The sequence below is a fragment of the Klebsiella sp. Ech2A genome (genome assembly GCF_030078455.1).
GTDB classification, from domain to species: Bacteria; Pseudomonadota; Gammaproteobacteria; order Enterobacterales; family Enterobacteriaceae; genus Klebsiella; species Klebsiella terrigena.
Window position 1 is genome coordinate 1 of the sequence record NZ_JAQGFU010000044.1, and the last position, 22,270, is coordinate 22,270.

A 22,270-nucleotide genomic window follows, 5' to 3' on the forward strand; every position below is an offset into this window, starting at 1 on the left:
CCCCAGAACAGGCTGGTTCCCACCAGCGAAAAGCGCGTCTCCCCGTTGCGCCACAGCGTTTTACAGGCGCTGAAGAAGCTGTGAGTCATCGGCGTGAAGCGCCAGGATTGTCCGGGACGGGCCGCCGGCAGCTTGGGGATCCACAGGTTCGCCACCACCGCGCCGCCGTAGACCAGCGCGCAGAGGGCCAGCGCCGCCAGCACGTGCCAGTCCGCGAGGATGCCGCCCGCCATCGAGCCCAGCAGGATCGCGGCGATGGTCGAGGACTCCATCAGGCCGTTGGCCTTCACCAGCTTATCGCCGGTGGTCAGCTCGCCGAGAATGCCGTATTTCGCCGGGGAGTAGGCGGCCGCGCCGATCCCGACCAGGGTGTAGCCGAGAAACGGATTCACGCCAAAGCAGATACAGCCGGCGCCAACCAGCTTCATGCCGTTGGCGACCATCATCACCCGCCCCTTGGCGAAGCTGTCGGCAAACTGCCCGACAAATGGCGCAAAGAGAATGTAAGCGCCCACAAACAGCATCTGCATCACCGGCTGGCTCCACTCCGGGTAGAACTGCTGCTTCATCAGCGCAAGGGTCGCAAACAGCAGCGCGTTATCGCCAAATGCCGACAAAAACTGGGCGCAGATAACCGCCACCATCCCCTTCGAGTACAGCGAATTGTTAGTGTGTACTGACTCACTCATCCGAATGTTCCGTCTCTTCAACCATACTTTTAAGGGTGACAAAGTCCGGCTTGCCGCTGCCGAGAACCGGCAGCTGCTTCAGCCAGCGAATGTCGCGCGGAACCGCCAGCTCCGGCACGCCGTGCTCACGGGCGTAGCGCAGCAGCTTTTCGCGATTCAGTTCATTATCGGTGGTGAAAAGCACCAGAGCCTCGCCTTTGCTGGCATCCTGCCTGATGGCCGTCCCGTGCATCCGCTCGGGGGAGACCGCCAGCGCCATCTGCTCCACCATCTCCAGCGACACCATCTCGCCGGCAATTTTAGCAAAGCGCTTCGCGCGCCCCTGAATACGCACGTATCCCTGCTCGTCAAAGGTGACGATATCCCCGGTGTCGTACCAGCCGCTCTCCATTTCGCCATGCTGGTTTTCCGCCCCAGGCGCTTCCAGCACGCCCGGGTTTTCCACCCGCAGATAGCCGTTCATAATGTTCGGCCCTTTCAGCTGCAGACGACCGCCCTCTTCAATGCCCGGCATCGCCAGCAGGCGCGCGTCCATTCCCGGCAGGATCCGCCCAACGGTGCCCACCTTCGCCGCCATCGGGACGTTAATCGACACCACCGGCGCGCACTCGGTTACGCCATAGCCTTCGAGGATGCGCAGGCCAAATTTGTCCTGCCACAGCTGCTTCGTGCTGTCCTGAAGTTTTTCCGCTCCGGCTACCACGTAGCGTAGACGATAAAAATCATAGGGGTTGGCAAAGCGGGCATAGTTCCCGAGGAACGTTGAGGTGCCGAACAGCACCGTGCAGTTGCGGTCATACACCAGCTCCGGCACCACGCGGTAGTGCAGCGGGCTCGGGTAGAGGAACACTTCCGCTCCGGTAAACAGCGGCGTGAACAGGCCGACCGTCAGGCCAAAGGAGTGGAACAGCGGCAGCGCCGACATAAAGCGGTCGTTGGCGGTAAAATCGGCGATGGTTTTAATCTGCTCGACGTTGGTAAGGATGCTCTTGTGGCTATGCACCACGCCCTTCGGGTGGCCTTCCGAACCGGAGGTGAAGAGCACGATCGCCGCATCTTCCGGCTGCTGCCTGACCTGCGCCAGCTTCGGCATCAGCAGATGGCTGAAGATCCACAGCTTATCGGCGGCGGTGACGTCGCCTTTTAAATCCTCAAGAAATACCCAGCGCACCTGGGTCAGCTGCTCCGGCAGGTGCCAGAGCTTGCCCTTATCGAGGAAGGTGCGGGAGGTGAACACGGTTTTGATTTCAGCGGCGGTAATCGCGCTGCTCAGGCCTTTTACCCCGGCGGTATAGTTCATCATCGCCGGAATACGCCCGCGCGCGATCGCGCCAAAAATCACCGCCGCGCTGATCCCGGCGTTCGGCAGCATCAGGCCGATTTTTTCGCCCTGCGCGCTGTATTTCTCCAGAATTCGTGCGACAAACAGCGTTTTGGTCAGCAGCTTGCGGTAGGTATCCGGCTGGAAGTTAATATCTTCCACGCAGTTTTTCCGCGCGCCAAAACGGTCCTGAGCCGCCAGCAGAGATTCATACAGCGTTTCCCGCGGGCGCACCGCCATCCGCGCTTCCATCATTATCTGATGCAGCATTTCGCCGGCAATTTTGCGGCGATCGCGGGCCCGCGGCGCTTCCGGCATCGGCAGATGCGTCGGCGGCAGCAGGTGGAGGCGGATGCGCGGGAACGGGCGGCGTCTGACCAGCCCTTTCAGGCGGCTGAACGGCGTCAGCTCGGCGCCTTCGATACGCAGCGGAACAATGGTGGCCTGCGACTTCGCGGCAACGAACGCGGCCCCATCGTAGATTTTCATCAGCGATCCGCTCACCGAGATGCGCCCTTCCGGGAAGATAACCACCGGCCGCCCCTGCTCAATCAGGCGCACGAGGTGCTTAATCGACATCGGTTTGGTCGGATCGAGGGGAACAAAGTCGATAATCGGCGACAGCGCGCGCATGAACCAGCGCTGGCTGATGGAGGAGTACACCGCAAAGACCGGGCGAACGGGAAGAAACAGCGCCAGCAGGACCCCGTCAAGGAAGGAGACGTGGTTCGGGGTAATGAGGACCTTTTTGCCATGCAGAGCCTGCGTGTCACCGGTCAACCTGACCCGGTACATTCCTTTGAACAGCAGCCTGAAAAACGCCAAAAGCATAACAACTCCATCTGACCGGTTATTAAGTCATTGAAGGTTACACGAGAAGGCGGTTGAAAGCAGTGTGGGGGAGAATTTTCACAATAAAAAAAACCTGCGCATCTGCGCAGGCCGGTGCAAGATAATCAGTACGAAAAGCGTACTTAAGAAACTCACCTATCAATACCTCTGGGATCCTGATTGTCCGTTTTTTTAGCCCCGCGACGCCAGCGGTAAAACGCAAGGGAATGAGCCTAAGTGCAACCAGTTATTACCATTTTCGCTAACTGTAACAGCGGCGCATAGAGGCGCGAAAACTGCCGATTTTTGATGACGGGCTGGCCGCAGAGAACATCATCGGGGCGTACGGAACAGCCGTGAAGGGAACATTCCCCGGAACAGATCGAATGAAAAACGCCCCGCTGACGCCCGCCTGCCTGCGCCGGTTTGCCGCGGGCAAAAAAAAACCTGCGCATCTGCGCAGGCTGGTGTAATTAAAGTGGTCAACGTGAAGTCGACTCCACCTATCAATACCTCTGGGATAGTCAGAATATCAATGCATTGAGCGGTGAAACCAGCGAACATTCGCAACAGCTAATCGCAAAGTGTAACCAAAGGTGTGAATTTACCTCCTGCCGTTTCATTCGCCGCGCCGGCTGTGTGTAACTTTGTCACCAGCAAGGCAAACCTGCATCACATTTGCGTTAACCCGTTAGCCCTTACCCTTGAATCTGCCGAGCTTTCCCGTAACATAACCTCAATGTAAACGCTTACCCTATAAAAGGTCTGGTATGGCGACAATTAAGGATGTAGCCCGACTCGCTGGAGTGTCCGTCGCTACCGTATCCCGCGTTATCAACAACTCCCCGAAAGCCAGCGAGGCTTCCCGCCAGTCGGTCAGCACCGCGATGGAAGCGCTGAACTACCACCCGAACGCCAACGCCCGCGCGCTGGCGCAGCAGTCAACGGAAACCGTCGGCCTGGTGGTGGGCGACGTATCCGACCCCTTTTTCGGCGCCATGGTCAAAGCCGTCGAGCAGGTCGCCTACAATACCGGCAACTTTTTGCTGATTGGCAACGGCTACCACAGCATCCAAAAAGAGCGCCAGGCGATTGAACAGCTCATCCGCCACCGCTGCGCGGCGCTGGTAGTGCACGCAAAAATGATCCCCGATGACGAGCTCGCCGGGCTGATGAAGCAAATTCCCGGCATGGTGCTTATCAACCGCATATTGTCCGGCTTCGAGCAGCGCTGCGTGGCGCTGGACGACCGCTACGGCGCCTGGCTGGCGACCCGCCATCTGATCCAGCAGGGCCATACCCGTATCGGCTATCTGTGCTCCAACCACGCGATTTCGGATGCCGAAGATCGTCTGCAGGGCTATTACGACGCGCTCAAAGAGAGCGGCATCGCCATCAACGATCGGCTGGTGACCTTTGCCGAGCCGGATGAAAGCGGCGGCGAACAGGCGATGACCGAACTGCTGGGACGCGGCAGGAATTTTACCGCCGTTGCCAGCTACAACGACTCAATGGCCGCCGGCGCGATGGGGGTGCTGAACGATAACGGCATCGACGTGCCGCGTGAGATTTCGCTGATTGGCTTTGATGACGTGCTGATATCCCGCTACGTTCGCCCGCGGCTGACCACGGTGCGCTACCCGATTGTGACCATGGCAACCCAGGCGGCGGAACTGGCGCTAGCGCTGGCGGACAGGCTCCCGCCGCCGGAAATCACCCATCTGTTCAGCCCGACGCTGGTTCGCCGTCACTCGGTGATCGCCCCGTCGGACAACGACAGGTCGTAGCGGTAGAGGTGCACGGCGGTGGCCGGATAATCGAGGCCCTCGCCGATATAGCGCCAGCCAAAGCGCTCGTAAAAATCCCGGCAGGCGGAGTAGAGATGCAGCTGCGGATAGCCGCTCAGGCGGGCATAGTCGATAACGTGCCGCTGTAGTTTCCCCGCCAGCCCCTGCCCGCGCGCCGCTTCGGCAACGTACAGCGCCGCCATCCACGGAAACAGATCCTGACGGCTGATCAGATCGCAGCGCCAGAGTCCCACCGTTCCCAGCAGAAGCTCGCCCTCAACGGCAATAAAGGTCAGCGGCAGCGCGCCCGGCGTCTGGCTGTGGGCGACGATGCTGGCAAAAAGGGCCTGCGGCAGCGTCTCACCGCCAAAGGCCTGCCACAGCCACTCCGTGACCTGCGGCGCGTGCTGCGGCGCGGCGTACAGAGGCAGAATGGTCATACCGGCTTTCCCTGAAAGATCGGCACCGACTCAAACAGGTAGCCGTCAAAGTCCGGCGCGTCCTCGTCCGACAGCTCCAGCAGGCTGTTTTTCACATTTTCCAGGTGCTGCCACATCGCCTGCCAGGCGCCCATCACGTCGCGGCGGCGCAGCGCGGCAAGAATCGCCTGCCGCTCGCCGAGCCACTTCAGGCGATAGGCGCGGCTGGCGATATGCACGTTAAACTGCTGCCAGAGCGGGCTGCTGTCCATCTGCAGCCAGATACGCTCCACCGTTGCCAGCAGCATCTGGTTTTGCGTCGCCCCGGCCAGCACCAGGTGAAACATCCGCGCGTTATCCTGAGAGGCGTCGTTGCCGGCAATCGCCCGCTGCTCCTGCTCGATAATGCGCTTAAGGTTGTCGATATCGGCGCGCGTCGCCATTTTTGCCGCAAAGGCGGCAATGTTGCTCTCCAGCAGCTGGCGGGCCTGCAGGATCTCAAACGGACCGACGTCGCTGCTCAGCATCTGCTCTTCCTCGCTATCATCCTCGTGGGGAATGCGCATCACGTAAACCCCCGAGCCCTGGCGAATATCGACCGTGCCCTGCAGCTCCAGCATCAGCAGGGCTTCGCGGACGATGGTGCGGCTGACGCCGTAGGTTTCGGCGATATTGCGTTCCGGCGGCAGCCGCGACCCGATGGGGTAACGCCCCTGCGCAATCTGGGCGCGCAAATCATCACCAATTTCCTGGTAGGGTTTCTTTTCCGGCGGAATGATAGCCTTCTCCACAATATCACCTGTGCCTTGTCTGCGAGTGAATCCATATCGGCGCTATCTTAGCAAAATTTACGCCGGGCTAGCGCAACTCATCGTCGATATCCAGCGTCAGCTCGCGGCTTTCGCGCAGCGTGCGAAACCAGCCGGCGGAAGCCTTCGGTCGCCGCGCCCGGCCGTTCTGCAGATCGATTTCAATCAGCCCGTAGCGATTTTTAAAGGCGTTCATCGGCGACACGTTGTCAGTAAACGCCCACAGCATGTAGCCGTGACAGTTGGCACCCGCCTCCCGCGCGAGCAGCGTCTGCCAGAGATGCTCGCTGATAAAGCGAATGCGGTACTCGTCGACAATGGTGCCTTCGTCGTTGCGAAACTGGCCTTCGTTTTCGACGCCCATGCCGCTTTCGGCGACAAACCACGGAATATTGCGGTAATCATTTTTAATCCGCATCGCCATATCAAAGACAATACGCGGATAAATTTCCCAGCCGCGGGAGGCGTTCATTCGCCGCCCGGGCAGCTCGAAGGGCTCGTAATACCAGGCCGGATGGAACGGCGTCTGCGGGTGCCAGGCGCGCGACGGCGCCTTAACCCGGTGCGGATAGTAGAGGTTAATGCCCAGCTCATCCACGGTGTTGTCGCGGATAATCGCCAGCTCTTCGGCGCTGTAGTCCCAGGCGACGTCGTGCTGCGCCAGCAGCGCAAACAGCTCTGGCGGATACTCACCGTGGACCAGCGGATCGAGGAAGATGCGATTATAAAACAGATCGTAAACCTCGGCGGCGCGCACGTCGTGAGCCGCCGCTGAGCGCGGGTAGGTCACCTCAGGATTGAGAATGCAGCCCACCGTCCCGCGATAGTCCTTATCGCGAAACAGCCTGACCACCTTCGCCGTCGCCAGCACCTTATGGTGGTTCCACTGCATCCACGTGCCGGTATTCTGCTCGTAGGGCCAGCGCAGCGCGTCAAGGTAGACGCGGGTTTGCACGACGATCGGTTCATTGAAGGTAAACCAGCGCGTGACCTTGTAATGATAGCGGTCGAACACCTTCTCCGCGTAGCGGACGAACAGCTCAACGACCTTTTTGGCCGCCCAGCCGCCGTACTGCTCCAGCAGATATCCCGGCAGCTCGTAGTGTTCAAGGCAGATCATCGGCTCGATGCCGTTCGCCAGCAGCTCGTCGAACAACCGGTCGTAGTAGGCCGCGTACTCCTCATCAACCGTGACGTTTTCATAGTCGGTCAGAAAGCGCGACCAGTTAATTGAGGTGCGGTAGTGGGTGAGCCCCGCCTGCTTCATCAGCTGGACGTCCTCGCGGAAGCGATTGATAAAATCGGTGGCCACCGCCGGGCCGTAGCCGTTATGCCAGACGTGGCGATCGCGTTTGTACCAGAGATCGGGCCAGGAGTCCTGGCCCTCTTTCTTGCCGCTCCAGCCCTCGGTCTGCCAGGCGGAGGCCGCCGCGCCAAGGATAAAATCGTCGGGAATCGCAATCCTTTTTGTACTCATCATATCCTCAGGCGTTATCGGTTATTTGCGCGTTTTCCGCCTGCCGCTGCGCGGTTTCCAGGCGGCGGGAGGCAATTTTCACAAACGGCAGGTAAATCAGTACCGCGGTGATGATACAAACCAGCTGGGTCACCACCGCTCCCATCGAACCGGCGGTAGAGAGCCAGGCGTTAATCAGCGGCGGCGTGGTCCAGGGCACCATCACCACCGCTTTTCCGGCAAATCCGGCCGCCGTGGCGAAATAGCCGATGCTGCCGGTCACCAGCGGCGTGATGATAAAGGGGATCGCGAGGATCGGATTGAGCATGATCGGCATACCGAAAATGACCGGTTCGTTAATATTGAACAGCCCCGGGCCGATCGACAGCTTGGCGATCTCTTTCATCTCTTTGCGCTTGCTGGCGATCATTACCGCAATCAGCAGGCCGATGGTCAGCCCCGAGCCGCCGATGCTCATATAGACGTCCCAGAACGGCATGGTGATGATGTTCGGCACCTCTTTTCCCTGCTCAAAGGCGCTCATGTTGACGGTGATAGCCCCCAGCAGCAGCGGTTCGCGGATCGGTTTGATCATCTGATTGCCGTGAATACCGATAACCCAGAACAGCTGGGCGACGAACATCAGCAGCAGGATCCCCGGCAGGCTTTGCACCACGCGCTCCAGCGGCTGCTGCACCACCAGGTAAACCGCGTCATACAGATACATGCCGGTCAGCTGATGGAAAATAAAGCCAAAGGTGGCGATGGCGGTGGTGGTAAAAATCGCCGGGATCAGCGCCGAAAACGACGCCGCCACGTTCGGCGGCACGGTATCCGGCATCTTTATCTTCAGGCCCTTGCGCGTCTCCAGCCAGCAGTAAATCTCGACCGACAGAATGGCGATAAACATGCCGAGGAACAGGCTGCGGGTGTCCGAGAACTGGCGCAGCAGCACGTCTTTGACCACGTGCATCTGGCCGTCGACCATCATCTCAACGGTGGTTGGGGTGACGCAGATAAAGCAAATGACCGCCAGCAGGCCGGGAAACAGGCTCTTGATGCCGTTAATGCGCCCCAGCTCGATGCCGATCAGAAAAACGGCGCCAATATTGAGGAAGTTGAGGGTCGCATAGTTTATCGCGCTGGTAATCGGCTTGAGCGCGGCGAGAAACGACAGCGACTGAAAGCTGGCCAGTCCGTTCTTCGGATCCAGCACCATATTTGATATCAGCACCGAAAAGGCGCCAACGATGATCACCGGCATCAGGGTAATAAAGGCGGATTTTATCGCCATGATGTAGCGGTAGCTGTTGAATTTCGTGGCGAAACTCCCCAGTGAGTCGATCAGTTTTTCCTGCAATGCCATAGAGGATACCTCAGGTTTAAGGGCTTTTTTGCGCGCCAGGTGTACAGCCGAACACCTTTTGGCATACCAAAAAATAGTCACTGACGGCAAAAAGTTCTGTGATTGAGATCTCAACGCCTGATTTGGCATCCCAAATTTTTATACCCTCATCATATTGGCATACCGCATTAGCGGGATCGTTTTTACCGCGGCGCAGTTCCTGCAAAAAGCGTGATCCCGATAGTTCTTTGCGCGGCGTAGAGGTCATATCCCCCTGAATGTCTGTGATAAACTGCAAAACACCACGTGATATCAGGAATCGATGAATGGCTACAATGCTGGATGTCTCAATTCGCGCAGGCGTCTCTAAAGCGACGGTTTCCCGCGTGTTGAACGGCACAGGTCAGGTAAAAGAGAGTACCCGTCAGCAGGTATTCAAAGCGATGGAGGAGCTGGGGTATCGGCCGAACTTTCTCGCCCGTTCGCTGGCCAACCGCACCAGTAACAGCATCGGGCTGGTGGTGTCCACCTTCGACGGCTTCTACTTTGGCCGCCTGCTGCAGCAGGCCTCGCGCCAGACCGAAGCCTGGGGAAAGCAGCTGATTGTCACCGACGGCCACGATGCGCCGGAGCGCGAAGAAGAAGCGGTGCAGATGCTTGCCGATCGCCAGTGCGACGCCATCATCCTCTATACCCGCCATATGAGCGAAAAAAAGATCATGTCGCTTATCGACTCCATCGAGATGCCGCTGGTGGTGATTAACCGCGACGTCAGTCTCGCGCGCGAGCGCTGCGTTTTCTTCGAGCAGGAGGATGCCGCATTCCAGGCGGTGAACTATCTGATTGCCCAGGGCCATCGCGAGATCGCCTGCCTGACGGTCCCCATGCACACGCCAACGGGCAAGGCCCGCCTGCAGGGCTACCGTAAGGCGCTGAAAAAAAATGGCATTGCGTGGGATGAGGGAAGAGTAAAATACGGCGACTCAACGATGACCCGCGGCTACGAGCTGTGCCGGGAGCTGCTGGAGGAAAAGACGCCGTTCAGCGCGCTTTTTTCCTGCAACGACGATATGGCGCTCGGCGCCTCAAAAGCGCTGCATCAGGCGGGACTGCGGATCCCGCAGGACGTTTCGCTATTTGGTTTTGATGACGCCCCCAGCGCGAAGTGGCTGGAGCCGGGCCTGTCGACGGTCTATCTGCCCATCGACAATATGATCACCACCGCCATCGATCAGGCGATCAAGCTTGCCAACCATCAGCCGATCGAAACGATCCCGCCGTTTACCGGCACGCTGGTGCTGCGCGAGTCGGTCACGACGGGTCCTGGTTTTAGATCAGATTTGCTCTAAGAGCAGCAGCTCCTGAATGGTCTGGCGACGGCGAATCAGCCGCGCGCTGCCGTTATCGAACAGCACTTCCGGCAGCAGCGGGCGGCTGTTGTAGTTCGAGGACATCGACGCGCCGTAGGCGCCGGTATCGTGCAGCACCAGGTAATCGCCCGGCACCACGTCAGGCAGCAGGCGCGTTTCCACCTTCCCCCCTTCCTGCTGGGTAAAGACGTCCCCGGATTCGCACAGCGGTCCGGCGACCACGGTTTCAACCATCGGCGCCGCGCTAAGATCGCGACCGTCCGCCGCCAGGGCGCTGATGTGGTGGTAGCTGCCGTACATCGACGGACGCATCAGGTCGTTAAAGCCGGCGTCAATCAGCACAAAGTGACGGCTGCCCATCTCCTTCACGCTGCGCACCTGGGAGACCAGCACGCCGGATTCCGCCACCAGGAAACGACCCGGCTCGATCTCCAGCTTCACCGGATGACCAAGATGCTTCGCCACCTGCTCGCGGGCGGCGTTCCACAGGCCGTAATAATGATCGGTATCGATCGCCTCTTCGCCTTCGCGATACGGGATCGACAGGCCGCCGCCGGCGGAGATCGCCTGCAGATCCTGACCAAACTCGATCACCTGACGCACCATCGCGCCGCACACCTGCTCGAGGTGAGCATAATCCACCCCTGAGCCAATGTGCATGTGAATCCCCACCAGCTGCAGCTGATAGCGACGCATCACCTCCAGCGCTGCCGGCAGGTGGCTATACCAGATACCGTGCTTGCTGTTTTCGCCGCCGGTATTGGTTTTCTGGCTATGGCCGTGACCGAACCCCGGATTGACCCGCAGCCACACGCGATGGCCCGGCGAGACTTCGCCCAGCTGGCTCAGCATATCCACCGACCCGGCGTTGACCGGGATCTGCAGCTCCTTCACCCGCTCCAGGGTCGCGTCGTCGATCAGATCGGCGGTAAAGACGATATCTTCCGGATGCTGCTGCGGATCGTAGCCCGCCGCCAGCGCGCGCTCAATCTCGCCAAGCGATACGGAATCGACCTTCACGCCCTGCTCGCGCATCAGGCGCAGGATATGAATGTTTGAGCAGGCCTTCTGCGCAAAGCGCACCACGTCAAACTTACCGAGCTGGGCAATCTGGCGGCGAATAATCTGCGCGTCGTAGACCCATACCGGGCAGCCAAACTCGGCGGGCAGGCGCAGCAGGTTATCTGCTGTCAGGTCGGTATCGGTGGCGTAAAGCGAGCGTGGCATGGTGAACTCCGGCGTTGTTGGCGTTGTGCGTATTTTTTTATGATTACGCCATAGCCAGAAGGGAATAAAAAATATCGTTTTGTCGTGAGTCTATGCAAAAATGATATGGAAACCCCACGCCATCCGAGAGCCGCCATGCCCGCCGTCAATTTGCGCCATATCGAAATCTTCCACGCGGTGATGACCACCGGTAACCTGACCGAGGCCGCCCGCATGCTGCATACCTCGCAGCCGACAGTCAGCCGGGAGCTGGCGCGCTTTGAAAAGGTGCTGGGGCTGAAGCTTTTTGAGCGCGCTCGCGGCCGCCTGCAGCCCACGGTCCAGGGGCTGCGGCTGTTTGAAGAGGTGCAGCGGTCGTGGTACGGGCTGGACAGGATCGTCAGCGCGGCGGAAAGCCTGCGCGAGTTTCGCCAGGGCGAGCTATCGGTGGTGTGCCTGCCGGTATTCTCCCAGTCGTTTTTACCGCTGCTGCTGCAGCCGTTTCTGGCGCGCTACCCGGAGGTCAGCCTGCAGATTGTCCCCCAGGAGTCGCCCCTGCTGGAGGAGTGGCTCTCCGCCCAGCGCCACGATCTTGGCCTGACCGAAACCCTGCATACGCCCGCCGGCACCGAGCGCACGCCGCTGCTGACGCTGAACGAGGTCTGCGTCCTGCCGCAGGGCCATCCGCTCGCCGCGAAGCAGGTTCTGACCCCCGCCGATTTCCACGCTGAAAACTACATCAGCCTGTCGCGGACCGACAGCTATCGCCAGCTGCTTGACGCCCTGTTCCTTGAGCATCAGGTCAAGCGGCGAATGGTGGTCGAAACCCACAGCGCCGCGTCAATTTGCGCGATGGTACGCGCAGGCGTCGGCATCTCGGTGGTTAACCCGCTCACCGCCCTCGACTATGCCGAAAGCGGCGTCGCGGTGCGCCGCTTCAGCATCGATGTGCCCTTTACCGTCAGCATGATCCGCCCGCTGCACCGCCCCGGTTCGGCGCTGGTCGACGCCTTTATTCACCACTTGCAGCACAGCCTCGCGCAGATCCAGCGCCCGCTCGAGACGGTGCTAAGGAAAGCATAAACTCCACCGCGTCCGCGGCGTGAATGGCCGCGGTATCAAATACCGGCAGCGGGCTGCTTTCTACGGGCACCAGCAGGCCAATCGTTTTCATTATTCGCTCCTTTTATGGTTTCCCCCGGTGAAGCAAACTTGTGATCGGCTTTCCACTTCTCTCGCCGATCGTTTCTTTTTAGAAAATTGTGCGATAAATTAAATGAAACATTGTTTCACTTAACTACAGGACCCGCGGATGTTTATTTTTCATAAAGAGACCACGCTCGACGATCTGGGCAACGGCGTGACCCGACGCATTCTGGCGCACGGCGGCAAAATGATGGCGGTTGAGGTTAACTTTGACGCCGGCGCCATTGGTCCGATGCATAACCACCCCCACGAGCAGCTGACCTACGTGCTTTCAGGCGAGTTCGAATTCACCATCGGTGACGAGAAACGCGTGGTCAGCGCCGGCGACACGCTCTACAAGCAGCCGCATATTATGCACGGCTGCGTGTGCCTGAAGGCGGGAACCCTGCTGGATACCTTTACGCCCGTTCGTCAGGATTTTCTGCAAAACTAATCTTCCCCGGACGCGGTGGCGGAAGAGCGGGCATGCTCCCCTCTTCCGCCACCGCGTCCCCTCACGCCCATCATTATTTGTTAAAAAATATGTACACAGATAATCATTAGCCGGGCAATAAAATACCGCACGCCTGCGCCAGGTCACCTTTCCGGCATATCTTCCCAGCCCTTACCAGCCTTACAAAACGCCCGCCATCTCATTTTTTGAAACATCGTTTCGACTTCGATCACACTTCCGCTATGAATTGAATGACTCTGTAATAAATCGCAATAAAATAAATTTAAAACGGCGTTTTATAAAATTAAAGGCGCCGGGCATAGCAAAGCCGAACCGGTGCACGCTCAGCAGGGAGCTGCGGGTGACAACCGTGACAAAAACAGGGTTCAACAAGGAAGGAAGCGCCAGCACAGACACCAGCAACAGATTAACTTTTCCGGCTGCTTTTCAGCGCGGATAGCGCCCACAGCGTGAAGTACGCCGGGTATGAACCGAATCCGTTTTACAAACTCGTAAGCCAGGTAGGTATGTATGAATGAAAACAAGCTGCTGGGATTGGCATGGATATCGCCCTATATCATCGGGCTGATAATCTTTACCGCCTTTCCCTTTGTTTCATCTTTCTTCCTCAGTTTCACTGAGTACGACTTGATGAGTCCGCCGGTCTTTAACGGCATTGAAAACTATCGCTACATGCTGACCGAAGATTCTCTCTTCTGGAAGTCCATGGGCGTCACCTTCGCCTATGTCTTTTTAACCATTCCGCTGAAGCTGGCCTTTGCGCTGGGCATCGCCTTTGTTCTTAACTTTAAGCTGCGCGGCATCGGTTTCTTCCGTACCGCCTATTACATTCCGTCGATTCTCGGCAGCTCCGTCGCCATCGCCGTACTGTGGCGCGCGCTGTTCGCTATCGACGGCCTGCTGAACAGCTTTATCGGCGTGCTGGGCTTCGATCCGGTCAACTGGCTCGGCGAGCCGTCGCTGGCGCTGATGTCGGTGACCCTGCTGCGCGTCTGGCAGTTCGGTTCGGCAATGGTGATTTTCCTCGCGGCGCTGCAGAACGTTCCGCAATCGCAGTACGAAGCGGCGATGATCGACGGCGCCTCGAAGTGGCAGATGTTTATGAAGGTGACGGTGCCGCTGATTACGCCGGTGATCTTCTTCAACTTCATTATGCAAACCACCCAGGCGTTCCAGGAGTTTACCGGACCGTACGTGATAACCGGCGGCGGCCCAACCTACTCCACCTATCTGTTCTCACTCTATATCTACGACACCGCCTTTAAGTACTTCGATATGGGCTACGGCGCGGCGCTGGCATGGGTGCTGTTCCTGGTCGTCGCGGTGTTTGCCGCCATTGCCTTTAAGTCTTCGAAATATTGGGTGTTCTACTCCGCCGATAAGGGAGGCAAAAATGGCTGATATCCAACAAATTTCCGCAGCACGGGACATCGCAGAGCGCGAGGTTGCCAGAACGCTGCGGCGGGAAAAAATGAACGCCAGCATCCGCTACGTGATCCTGCTGTTCGTTGGCCTGCTGATGCTCTACCCGCTGGTGTGGATGTTCTCGGCGTCGTTCAAACCGAACCACGAGATCTTCACCACCCTCAGCCTGTGGCCCGCTCACGCGACCTGGGACGGGTTTATCAACGGCTGGAAGACCGGGACGGAATACAACTTCGGCCACTACATGCTGAATACCTTCAAGTACGTGATTCCGAAGGTGATCCTGACCATTATCTCCTCCACCATCGTGGCCTACGGCTTTGCCCGCTTCGAGATCCCGTGGAAGAAATTCTGGTTCGCCACCCTCATCACCACCATGCTGCTGCCGAGCACCGTGCTGCTTATCCCGCAGTACCTGATGTTCCGCGAAATGGGGATGCTGAACAGCTATCTGCCGCTGTACCTGCCGCTGGCCTTTGCCACCCAGGGGTTCTTCGTCTTCATGCTGATTCAGTTCCTGCGCGGCGTGCCGCGCGATATGGAAGAGGCGGCGCAGATTGACGGCTGCAACTCCTTCCAGGTGCTGTGGTACGTGGTGGTGCCGATTTTAAAACCGGCGATTATCTCGGTCGCGCTGTTCCAGTTTATGTGGTCAATGAACGACTTTATTGGTCCGCTGATTTACGTCTATAGCGTCGATAAGTATCCGATCGCGCTGGCGCTGAAAATGTCCATCGACGTCACGGAAGGCGCTCCGTGGAACGAAATTCTGGCAATGGCGAGCATCTCCATTCTGCCATCCATCATCGTATTCTTCCTGGCTCAACGCTACTTCGTACAGGGCGTCACCAGCAGCGGAATTAAAGGTTAAGAGGGAAATATCATGGCTGAAGTTATTTTCAACAAACTGGAAAAGGTCTACTCCAACGGCTTCAAAGCGGTACATGCTATCGACCTGAAAATCGCTGACGGGGAGTTTATGGTGATCGTCGGGCCGTCCGGCTGCGCCAAATCCACCACCCTGCGCATGCTGGCAGGTCTCGAAACCATCAGCGGCGGCGAAGTGCGTATCGGGGAGAAGATCGTTAACAACCTCGCGCCAAAAGCGCGCGGCATTGCGATGGTGTTCCAGAACTACGCGCTCTATCCGCATATGACGGTGCGCGAAAACCTCGCCTTTGGCCTCAAGCTGAGCAAGCTGCCAAAGGATCAGATTGAAAGCCAGGTTAACGAAGCGGCAAAAATCCTCGAGCTGGAAGAGCTGCTCGACCGCCTGCCGCGCCAGCTCTCCGGCGGCCAGGCCCAGCGCGTGGCGGTAGGCCGGGCGATCGTTAAGAAGCCGGACGTGTTCCTGTTCGATGAGCCGCTCTCTAACCTCGACGCCAAGCTGCGCGCCTCGATGCGCATCCGGATCTCCGACCTGCACAAGCAGCTGAAGAAATCCGGCAAACCGGCGACCACCGTTTACGTCACCCACGATCAGACCGAAGCCATGACCATGGGCGACCGTATCTGCGTGATGAAGCTGGGCCACATCATGCAGGTTGATACCCCGGACAATCTCTACCACAAGCCAAAGAATATGTTTGTCGCGGGCTTTATCGGCGCGCCGGAGATGAACATTCGCCCCTGCAAGCTGGCTGAGCGCGACGGCCGCCTGCATATGCACGTCGGTGACGATCTGCTGCCCCTCAACGATGCCCTGCAGAGCAAAGCCGAAGGCTACAAGGACCAGCCGCTGTTCTACGGCGTGCGCCCGGAGTTCGTCTCTATCTCGGACCAGCCGTTCGCCGAAGGCTGCGGCTCCGGTGAGATGGTGCGCGTGGAAAATATGGGCCACGAGTTCTTTGTCTATATGAAGGTCGCCGATTATGAGCTGACCGCCCGCGTCCCTTCCGACGAGGCGAGGCCGATGATCGAAAAAGGGCTGCATCGTAAGATCTATTACCGGTTCGATCTCAACAAATGTCATCTCTTTGATGCGACGACCGAACAGAACATCTCTCTGTAATCACTGGAGTATTAAAATGAAAAAAGTGCTCTTAAGCGCCGCAATCTCCGCCACTCTGGGCCTGACCGCGCTACCTTCTCTGGCACAGGATGTCGACCTGCGCATGTCCTGGTGGGGCGGCAACGGCCGCCATCAGGTGACCCTGAAAGCGCTGGAAGAATTTCATAAGCAGAACCCGGATATTAACGTCAAAGCGGAATACACCGGCTGGGACGGTCACCTTTCGCGCCTGACCACGCAAATCGCCGGCGGCACCGAGCCTGACGTGATGCAGACCAACTGGAACTGGCTGCCTATTTTCTCGAAAAATGGCGACGGCTTCTACGACCTGAATAAGATGAAGGACGTCATCGATCTCAGCCAGTTTGACGCCAAGGAGCTGCAGTCCACCACCGTGAACGGCAAGCTCAACGGCATTCCCATTTCCGTGACCGCCCGCGTGTTCTACTTTAACGATGAAACCTGGAAAAAAGCCGGCGTCGCCTACCCAAAAACCTGGGATGAGCTGATGGCGGCGGGCAAAGCCTTTGAAAGCAAGCTCGGCAAGCAGTACTACCCGGTGGTGCTGGAGCATCAGGACACCCTGGCGCTGCTGAACTCTTACATGATTCAGAAGTACAACCAGCCGGCTATCGACGATAAAACCAGGAAATTCTCCTACAGCAAAGAGCAGTGGGTCGAGTTCTTCCAGATGTACAAAAAGCTGGTCGACAGCCACGTGATGCCGGACACCAAATACTACGCCTCGTTTGGCAAAAGCAATATGTACGAGATGAAGCCGTGGATCCAGGGCGAGTGGGCGGGGACCTACATGTGGAACTCCACCATCAACAAATACTCCGACAACCTGAAGCCGCCGGCGAAGCTGGAGCTGGGTGAATACCCGATGCTGCCGGGTGCCACCGACGCCGGCCTGTTCTTTAAGCCCGCGCAGATGCTCTCGATCGGTAAATCAACGAAAAATCCGGAAGCGGCGGCGAAGGTGATTAACTTCCTGCTGAACAGCAAAGCCGGGGTCGATACCTTAGGACTCGAGCGCGGCGTGCCGCTGAGTAAAGTGGCGGTGCAGTACCTGACCGAAGACGGCACGATCAAGGCCGACGATCCGGCGGTTTCCGGGCTGAAGCTGGCGCAGTCCCTGCCGGCGAAGCTCTCCGTGTCGCCCTACTTCGACGACCCGCAGATCGTAGCCCAGTTCGGCACCTCTCTGCAGTACATCGATTACGGGCAGAAATCCGTAGAAGAGACGGCGGCGGACTTCCAGCGCCAGTCGGACCGCATTCTCAAGCGCGCCATGCGCTAATTCAGCCCCGCCAAACCTCCCCGCGGCTCCCGCTGCGGGAGGGTTTGTCAGAAGCCCGCCACGAAAGACAACATCATCCCGCCGGGCGCCAGGACCGGCGGTTTTCTTTATCCTCAGAAGAAATACTTGAAGCGCACGCGAGCGCCGTAGCGTTCGTCCGACCCCGCGCTTTTCTCCGCCGATGAATCCAGCCACGAGGCGTAGGCGCCGAGGTAAATATTAAAATTCGCCATATCCATGATATTCGGCAGCAGCCACGAGGCGTGCAGCGTGTGGATGTCATAGCGCCCCGGGGCGAGTACGGCACACTCGTTGTCGCATTCTGCGCTCACGCCCGCCAGATTAAACTGGTCGATTTTGTTATGCGCATAGATGTAGCCCAGCTCCACGCGATGCCATAGCGCGTTGATGCCGGCGCTGAGGTCCTGCTCATCCGCGGCGTCGAGATAGGCGGTGCTCAGATTCACCACCGCGCCATCCTGCGGGTCGGCCTTCAGCGTGTTCCAGCTCATGGTCATGCCGTAGCCGGTACGGCTCGACTGGTCGACCCAGCGGCCGCGTGCGTCCTGATAGCCGTAGGCGTTATTGACGAGGTTACTCTCCATCGCCGCCGCCACCGACCACGCGCCGGATTGCCACGCCACCACCGGACGCACGTAGGCGACGTTTTTCTGGTTTTCCAGCGCGTTGCCATGATAGTTGCGATCGACGAAGAGCGAGCTGCCGTCCTCCACCAGCGTATTCACCTCAAAGTACCAGCTGTCGAGATTTTTGCTCAGCAGGAAGTTGCCGCCGCTGCTGCTGCGTCCGCGCCCCTCTTTCATCATATAGATATAGCCGTAGCCGTCGCTGTAAAGATCGTTCGCCGTATTGCCGGAATATTCAATAAAGGTATCCTGATTTAGCGGGAACATATCGTAGGCTTCAAAGCGCCCAATTTTAATTTTCCAGTCATCCTGCTGGCCAAAGAAAAAAGCCGCATCGTCCAGATTCATCTTGCCATTAATATCCGCCAGCGGCTGTACGCTAAAGCCGGCATACTTGCCATCGGCCCCTTTCCGCAGGCCGTCAAAGCCGAGAAGAATACGCCCGTTAATATCCCAGCGCTCTTTTCCCCCCGGCGCCCAGCTTTTATTCGCGCTGGTTCGCACCGAGGTCAGGCTACCGGTACGGCTGGCGCCGTCCATATTAAACTCAACGTCGCCATAAAACTTTAATTCGCCATAATCATTGACCTGCAGCGCGGGTTTGGCCGCCGCGTTGCTGGCCGCTACCGCCGGCTTCTCCTGACGCTTTAGCGCCCGAATCTCCGCCTCGGCGCTGGTCGCCCGCTGCTCGGTCTCCTGCAGCCGCAGCTCCATTTGCGCCAGCCGTTCTTCGAGCGTTAATGGTTCCTGCGCATTAGCCAGAGGGGTAAATAAAGACGTCAGAAAGCACCCGACCCAGATTTTATTCATCGGTAAACCCTTTTATTATTTAATTAAATGAAATCTTTATTTATACCCTAAATAATTCGAGCAGCGGCAAGAGAGCGGGTTCCCAGGCGCTTACTAAAGTAAGTGACCAGGGTGAGAGTGCAGCCAGCGCATATGCAGCCTGAAGTATGACGGGTATACAGGTAAAGCACGACGATGATGACAATAATAACCCGCCCATCGTCGCAGACGGGTTATTAACGGCATAATAAAACAGTAACGATATTATTCGAGCTGCCAGGCCCCGGCCTCAGATAAGCTGGCCGATCCGCTCCACGCAAATAAGGTTAATTCACGGCGGGCGGCATCCGGATAAATACGGCTGCTGAGGCAGGCTTCACCCTCGTTAACGAAGACCTCGACGGAAGAGCTGTCGAAGAATATCCGTAGACTGAGCGGTGCCCCGGCGGTTAACGGCACGCTGCGCGCGCCGCACAGGCCATGCTGCGGATAGTGACGCTCCAGCACCAGGCGCTGCATCTGCGCGTCAACGTAGACCCGCAGGCCGTCGCCGAAGCTGAGGCCATATTGCTCAGCGCTACAGCTGGCGCAGTCCCAGTGCAGGATAACCTCCATCGCCTCGCAGTTTTCCACCAGCATGGTCTGCTGATTTTTCAAAGTGCTTACCGGCCACGGGAACCACGCTCCGCGCAGGCTTTCGACCTCTTTCGCCGGGCGCATCTGCAGCCGGCTGTCGGCGCTCAGGCTCAGCTCGCGCGGCAGCGAGAGCATCCCCGCCCAGCCGTCCTGCTGCTCCGGCAGCGGCGACTCCCACATATCCAGCCAGCCGATAACGATCCGCCGACCGTCCGGCGTCAGGAAGCTCTGCGGCGCATAAAAATCATGCCCATTGTCCATCTCCACAAACTCGCCTTCGCGCACAAACTTCCCGCCCGGCTGCCAGTCGCCGAGCAGATAGCCGCTCTGGAACAGGTTGCGATTCTGATAGCCCTGCGCCGCCATGCCCTGCGGAGAAAACATCAGCACGCGCCTGTCGTTGAGAGTAAAAAAGTCCGGGCACTCCCACATATAGCCCATCTCTTTTTCCGCCTCATCAAGCACGCCCGCGTCCTGCCACTGGCGCAGGTCGGCCGAACGGTAGAGGCGCACCTGGCCGACGTCGCCGAGGCGCGCGCCGACGATCATGTACCAGCTATCGCCCTCGCGCCACACTTTAGGATCGCGGAAATGGTGCAGCCCCGGCGGGGTATCGAGGATCATCCCCTGGCGCTCAAAGTGGATGCCGTCGCGGCTGGTCGCCAGGCACTGCACCTGATACAGGTTGGCCTCGTCGTTCGGGTCGCCGTGGAATTTATGCCCGGTATAAATCAGCGCCAGCGTATCGCCGTCGACCACCGCGGAGCCGGAGAAGCAGCCGTCCTTATCTTCCGGGCCTTCCGGCGCCAGCGCCACCGGCAGATGCTCCCAGTGCACCAAATCTTTACTGCGCGCATGACCCCAGTGCATTGGCCCCCACTGCGTCGAGTAGGGATGGTGCTGGTAAAAGGCGTGATACCAGCCGTCGAACCACACCAGGCCGTTAGGATCGTTGATCCAGCCCGCGCGGGCGGCAAGATGGTAGCGCGGGTACCAGCGCAGGTTCAGCGCATCGCTTTTCGCCTGCAGTTCCTGTTCGGCGTTGCTAATTGAGTAGGTCATAGTCTTCACTCTTGTCATTCAAATAACGGAAGGTTGCGGCATCAGCGGGTCGGAGGGTGACTTAGCCGAGCGCAGCAAGAAGATGGAGATAAAGGTGGTGAAGAACACCAGCAGGCCCATAATCAAATAGGACCGGGCAAAGCCGTATATCTCGTAGCTATAGCCCGCCAGCGGCGACAGCACGGTAGCGATAACCGAGCTGGTGCAGGCAAAGCCCACCAGATAGAGCGTCGATGAGAGGCGCTTATCAAAGTTTAAGCTGTTGTATTTAAAGATAGATACCAGCAGGATCGGCAGCTCCACCGCGTGCAGCAGCTTGGTGATAGAGATGAGCAGCGGCCCCTCTACCAGCCCGGAGGCCACCATCCGCAGCGCCATCACCATGCCGGCGAAAATCAGGCCGTTTTTAGCGCCAATGCGGTTAACCAGCCAGGGCGCGCAGAACATCCCCGCCGCCTCAAGAAACACCTGGAAAGAGTTCAGGTAGCCGTACATGGCGTTGCCCTCCTGCAGGGTGGCGAACTGCGAGGAGAAGTAGACCGGGAACTGCTGGTCGTAGACCCCGTAAATACAGGTGCCGACGACGAAAAACACCAGCGCCCAGAAGCGGCGCAGGGTGAGCAGACGCAGCGCGTCCTCCAGCGTCACCTTGCCGCCCGCCACCGCTTCCTCCATCGCCTGCGGCGCAGAGGAAACCCGCAGCCGCGCCAGCAGGACGAAGAATACCAGGCCGGAGCAGCTGGCGACGGCAAAGTTCAGCTTCGGGTTGATGTTAAACAGCAGGCCGGCAAAAAAGGTCGCCACCGCCCAGCCCAGCGATCCCCACATCCGCGCTTTGCCGAACTCAAACTGGCTCTGGCGCGCCACGCGCTCGGTGTAGGACTCCAGCACGCCGATACCGCCGTTGAAGGTCAGGCCGATGTAGATCCCGCCAAAAATACTGCCGAGAAAAATGTTAATGCCCAGCAGGTAGCCAAACAGCAGGTAGGCCGGCCCGGAGAGGATCAGCAGCGCGGTGATATACCAGAGCAGGTTTTTACGCAGACCGAGCTTATCCTGAATAAAGCCGTAGCAAATTTGGGCAAACAGCGCTGAAACGGAGAGAACCGCGTAGATGATGCCGGTATCCCCCGCCTTCAGGCCGACCTCCTGATGGAGCCAGATAGAGAGCAAAGAGCCGGACGAAGACCAGGTCACGAAAAAGAAGAACAGTAAGGCGCTGAGTATCGGATAGCTGTGAGAGTGATGTGCTTTCATCATGACGTTCTCTGTTGGAGTAATGCGCAGATGGTAACGTTAACAAAACCCAAAACTCATGCCCTTTTGCTGAGATACATGATGTTAATCACATAAGTTAACGTTAACATAATAGAGATGCGATCGCGATCAAATATTCCTCGCCATCGCTGCGGCGCATCCTGCGATAGAATATCGCACATGATCCTTTTACATCAGCGACTTAGTTATATAGCCTGTTGCCTGGCGACAGCGTTGGAGTAGTAAA

19 protein-coding genes and 1 pseudogene are annotated in these 22,270 nt (G+C 58.3%); 8 read left to right on the forward strand and 12 right to left on the reverse strand.

The genetic code is table 11. From position 1 onward, the window contains the following. Together lplT and aas are read right to left on the reverse strand one after the other, a co-directional pair. Positions 1-689, reverse strand: a 689-nt coding sequence (gene lplT / locus PFH44_RS10950; protein WP_283825014.1) for a lysophospholipid transporter LplT, incomplete at its 3' end; no start/stop codon positions are given. Next, entirely contained in the window at positions 682-2,841 is a 2,160-nt protein-coding gene (aas, locus tag PFH44_RS10955) for a bifunctional acyl-ACP--phospholipid O-acyltransferase/long-chain-fatty-acid--ACP ligase (protein ID WP_283825015.1), read from the reverse strand. The genes lplT and aas, both read right to left, overlap by 8 nt. Before the next feature lie 770 nt (positions 2,842-3,611). Between aas and galR the strand changes: the two genes are divergently transcribed. Next, positions 3,612-4,628 carry an HTH-type transcriptional regulator GalR gene (gene galR / locus PFH44_RS10960; RefSeq protein ID WP_041147042.1) on the forward strand — a complete coding sequence of 339 codons (1,017 nt, stop codon included), beginning with the start codon at positions 3,612-3,614 and terminating at the stop codon, positions 4,626-4,628. Here the strand turns inward: galR and PFH44_RS10965 are convergent. The 5 genes from PFH44_RS10965 to PFH44_RS10985 form a co-directional block, all read right to left on the reverse strand. Then, positions 4,589-5,068 carry a GNAT family N-acetyltransferase gene (locus tag PFH44_RS10965; RefSeq protein WP_283825016.1) on the reverse strand — a complete coding sequence of 160 codons (480 nt, stop codon included), beginning with the start codon at positions 5,066-5,068 and terminating at the stop codon, positions 4,589-4,591. The genes galR and PFH44_RS10965 overlap by 40 nt on opposite strands. Continuing rightward, positions 5,065-5,838 (reverse strand): GntR family transcriptional regulator, encoded by a 774-nt coding sequence (locus tag PFH44_RS10970; RefSeq protein ID WP_045857414.1) that lies wholly within the window; start codon positions 5,836-5,838, stop codon positions 5,065-5,067. The genes PFH44_RS10965 and PFH44_RS10970 overlap by 4 nt, the downstream gene beginning before the upstream one ends. A 67-nt stretch (positions 5,839-5,905) precedes the next feature. Beyond that, entirely contained in the window at positions 5,906-7,333 is a 1,428-nt protein-coding gene (locus PFH44_RS10975; protein ID WP_283825017.1) for a glycoside hydrolase family 1 protein, read from the reverse strand. Between the two features lie 7 nt (positions 7,334-7,340). Then, positions 7,341-8,678 (reverse strand): PTS sugar transporter subunit IIC, encoded by a 1,338-nt coding sequence (locus tag PFH44_RS10980; RefSeq protein WP_133600458.1) that lies wholly within the window; start codon positions 8,676-8,678, stop codon positions 7,341-7,343. A gap of 16 nt (positions 8,679-8,694) precedes the next feature. Then, entirely contained in the window at positions 8,695-8,925 is a 231-nt protein-coding gene (locus PFH44_RS10985; protein ID WP_283825018.1) for a hypothetical protein, read from the reverse strand. Between the two features lie 67 nt (positions 8,926-8,992). Between PFH44_RS10985 and PFH44_RS10990 the strand changes: the two genes are divergently transcribed. Continuing rightward, a complete protein-coding gene (locus PFH44_RS10990) occupies positions 8,993-10,006 on the forward strand; it encodes a LacI family DNA-binding transcriptional regulator (protein WP_161795697.1) in 1,014 nt (337 codons plus the stop codon). On the opposite strand, the gene lysA is transcribed toward PFH44_RS10990, so the two are convergent. Next, a complete protein-coding gene (gene lysA, locus PFH44_RS10995) occupies positions 9,992-11,254 on the reverse strand; it encodes a diaminopimelate decarboxylase (protein ID WP_283825019.1) in 1,263 nt (420 codons plus the stop codon). The genes PFH44_RS10990 and lysA overlap by 15 nt on opposite strands. A gap of 135 nt (positions 11,255-11,389) precedes the next feature. Between lysA and PFH44_RS11000 the strand changes: the two genes are divergently transcribed. Further along, positions 11,390-12,316, forward strand: coding sequence for a LysR family transcriptional regulator (locus PFH44_RS11000; RefSeq protein ID WP_283825026.1), 927 nt, complete (start codon positions 11,390-11,392; stop codon positions 12,314-12,316). Here PFH44_RS11000 and PFH44_RS11005 read toward each other — a convergent pair. Further along, a pseudogene (locus PFH44_RS11005) lies at positions 12,246-12,398 on the reverse strand (hypothetical protein); the annotation flags it as partial. The gene PFH44_RS11000 and the pseudogene PFH44_RS11005 sit on opposite strands and share 71 nt — an antisense overlap. A 147-nt stretch (positions 12,399-12,545) precedes the next feature. Between PFH44_RS11005 and PFH44_RS11010 the strand changes: the two are divergent. The 5 genes from PFH44_RS11010 to PFH44_RS11030 all read left to right on the forward strand — a co-directional run bounded on the left by PFH44_RS11010 (position 12,546) and on the right by PFH44_RS11030 (position 17,632). Beyond that, a complete protein-coding gene (locus PFH44_RS11010) occupies positions 12,546-12,872 on the forward strand; it encodes a cupin domain-containing protein (RefSeq protein WP_045857407.1) in 327 nt (108 codons plus the stop codon). Between the two features lie 531 nt (positions 12,873-13,403). After that, complete coding sequence (locus tag PFH44_RS11015; RefSeq protein ID WP_041147051.1) at positions 13,404-14,294, forward strand: carbohydrate ABC transporter permease; 891 nt, start codon at positions 13,404-13,406, stop codon at positions 14,292-14,294. Continuing rightward, positions 14,287-15,189, forward strand: coding sequence for a carbohydrate ABC transporter permease (locus tag PFH44_RS11020; protein WP_045857405.1), 903 nt, complete (start codon positions 14,287-14,289; stop codon positions 15,187-15,189). Before PFH44_RS11015 ends, PFH44_RS11020 begins: the two co-directional genes overlap by 8 nt. 12 nt (positions 15,190-15,201) lie before the next feature. Next, entirely contained in the window at positions 15,202-16,329 is a 1,128-nt protein-coding gene (locus PFH44_RS11025) for an ABC transporter ATP-binding protein (protein ID WP_283825020.1), read from the forward strand. Positions 16,330-16,345: 16 nt separating this feature from the next. Then, entirely contained in the window at positions 16,346-17,632 is a 1,287-nt protein-coding gene (locus PFH44_RS11030) for an ABC transporter substrate-binding protein (protein WP_283825021.1), read from the forward strand. Between the two features lie 113 nt (positions 17,633-17,745). Here the strand turns inward: PFH44_RS11030 and PFH44_RS11035 are convergent, their stop codons facing one another. From PFH44_RS11035 to PFH44_RS11045, 3 genes are all read right to left on the reverse strand, one after another. Further along, complete coding sequence (locus PFH44_RS11035; protein WP_283825022.1) at positions 17,746-19,089, reverse strand: carbohydrate porin; 1,344 nt, start codon at positions 19,087-19,089, stop codon at positions 17,746-17,748. Between the two features lie 243 nt (positions 19,090-19,332). Beyond that, entirely contained in the window at positions 19,333-20,766 is a 1,434-nt protein-coding gene (locus PFH44_RS11040) for a glycoside hydrolase family 32 protein (protein ID WP_283825023.1), read from the reverse strand. An 18-nt stretch (positions 20,767-20,784) separates the two neighbouring features. Further along, positions 20,785-22,026: an MFS transporter gene (locus tag PFH44_RS11045; protein ID WP_045857395.1), complete on the reverse strand. Its 1,242-nt coding sequence runs from the start codon at positions 22,024-22,026 to the stop codon at positions 20,785-20,787. Positions 22,027-22,270: the final 244 nt, after the last annotated feature.

Coding starts and splice junctions, on each gene's coding strand:
- lysA (WP_283825019.1), bottom strand. CDS start 11,254: ATGCCACGCTCGCTTTACGCCACCGATACCGACCTGACAGCAGATAAC.
- PFH44_RS11025 (WP_283825020.1), top strand. CDS start 15,202: ATGGCTGAAGTTATTTTCAACAAACTGGAAAAGGTCTACTCCAACGGC.
- PFH44_RS11015 (WP_041147051.1), top strand. CDS start 13,404: ATGAATGAAAACAAGCTGCTGGGATTGGCATGGATATCGCCCTATATC.
- aas (WP_283825015.1), bottom strand. CDS start 2,841: ATGCTTTTGGCGTTTTTCAGGCTGCTGTTCAAAGGAATGTACCGGGTC.
- PFH44_RS10990 (WP_161795697.1), top strand. CDS start 8,993: ATGCTGGATGTCTCAATTCGCGCAGGCGTCTCTAAAGCGACGGTTTCC.
- PFH44_RS11035 (WP_283825022.1), bottom strand. CDS start 19,089: ATGAATAAAATCTGGGTCGGGTGCTTTCTGACGTCTTTATTTACCCCT.
- PFH44_RS11040 (WP_283825023.1), bottom strand. CDS start 20,766: ATGACCTACTCAATTAGCAACGCCGAACAGGAACTGCAGGCGAAAAGC.
- PFH44_RS10980 (WP_133600458.1), bottom strand. CDS start 8,678: ATGGCATTGCAGGAAAAACTGATCGACTCACTGGGGAGTTTCGCCACG.
- PFH44_RS11030 (WP_283825021.1), top strand. CDS start 16,346: ATGAAAAAAGTGCTCTTAAGCGCCGCAATCTCCGCCACTCTGGGCCTG.
- PFH44_RS11000 (WP_283825026.1), top strand. CDS start 11,390: ATGCCCGCCGTCAATTTGCGCCATATCGAAATCTTCCACGCGGTGATG.
- PFH44_RS11010 (WP_045857407.1), top strand. CDS start 12,546: ATGTTTATTTTTCATAAAGAGACCACGCTCGACGATCTGGGCAACGGC.
- PFH44_RS10975 (WP_283825017.1), bottom strand. CDS start 7,333: ATGAGTACAAAAAGGATTGCGATTCCCGACGATTTTATCCTTGGCGCG.
- PFH44_RS10965 (WP_283825016.1), bottom strand. CDS start 5,068: ATGACCATTCTGCCTCTGTACGCCGCGCCGCAGCACGCGCCGCAGGTC.
- PFH44_RS10985 (WP_283825018.1), bottom strand. CDS start 8,925: ATGACCTCTACGCCGCGCAAAGAACTATCGGGATCACGCTTTTTGCAG.
- PFH44_RS11045 (WP_045857395.1), bottom strand. CDS start 22,026: ATGATGAAAGCACATCACTCTCACAGCTATCCGATACTCAGCGCCTTA.
- galR (WP_041147042.1), top strand. CDS start 3,612: ATGGCGACAATTAAGGATGTAGCCCGACTCGCTGGAGTGTCCGTCGCT.
- PFH44_RS11020 (WP_045857405.1), top strand. CDS start 14,287: ATGGCTGATATCCAACAAATTTCCGCAGCACGGGACATCGCAGAGCGC.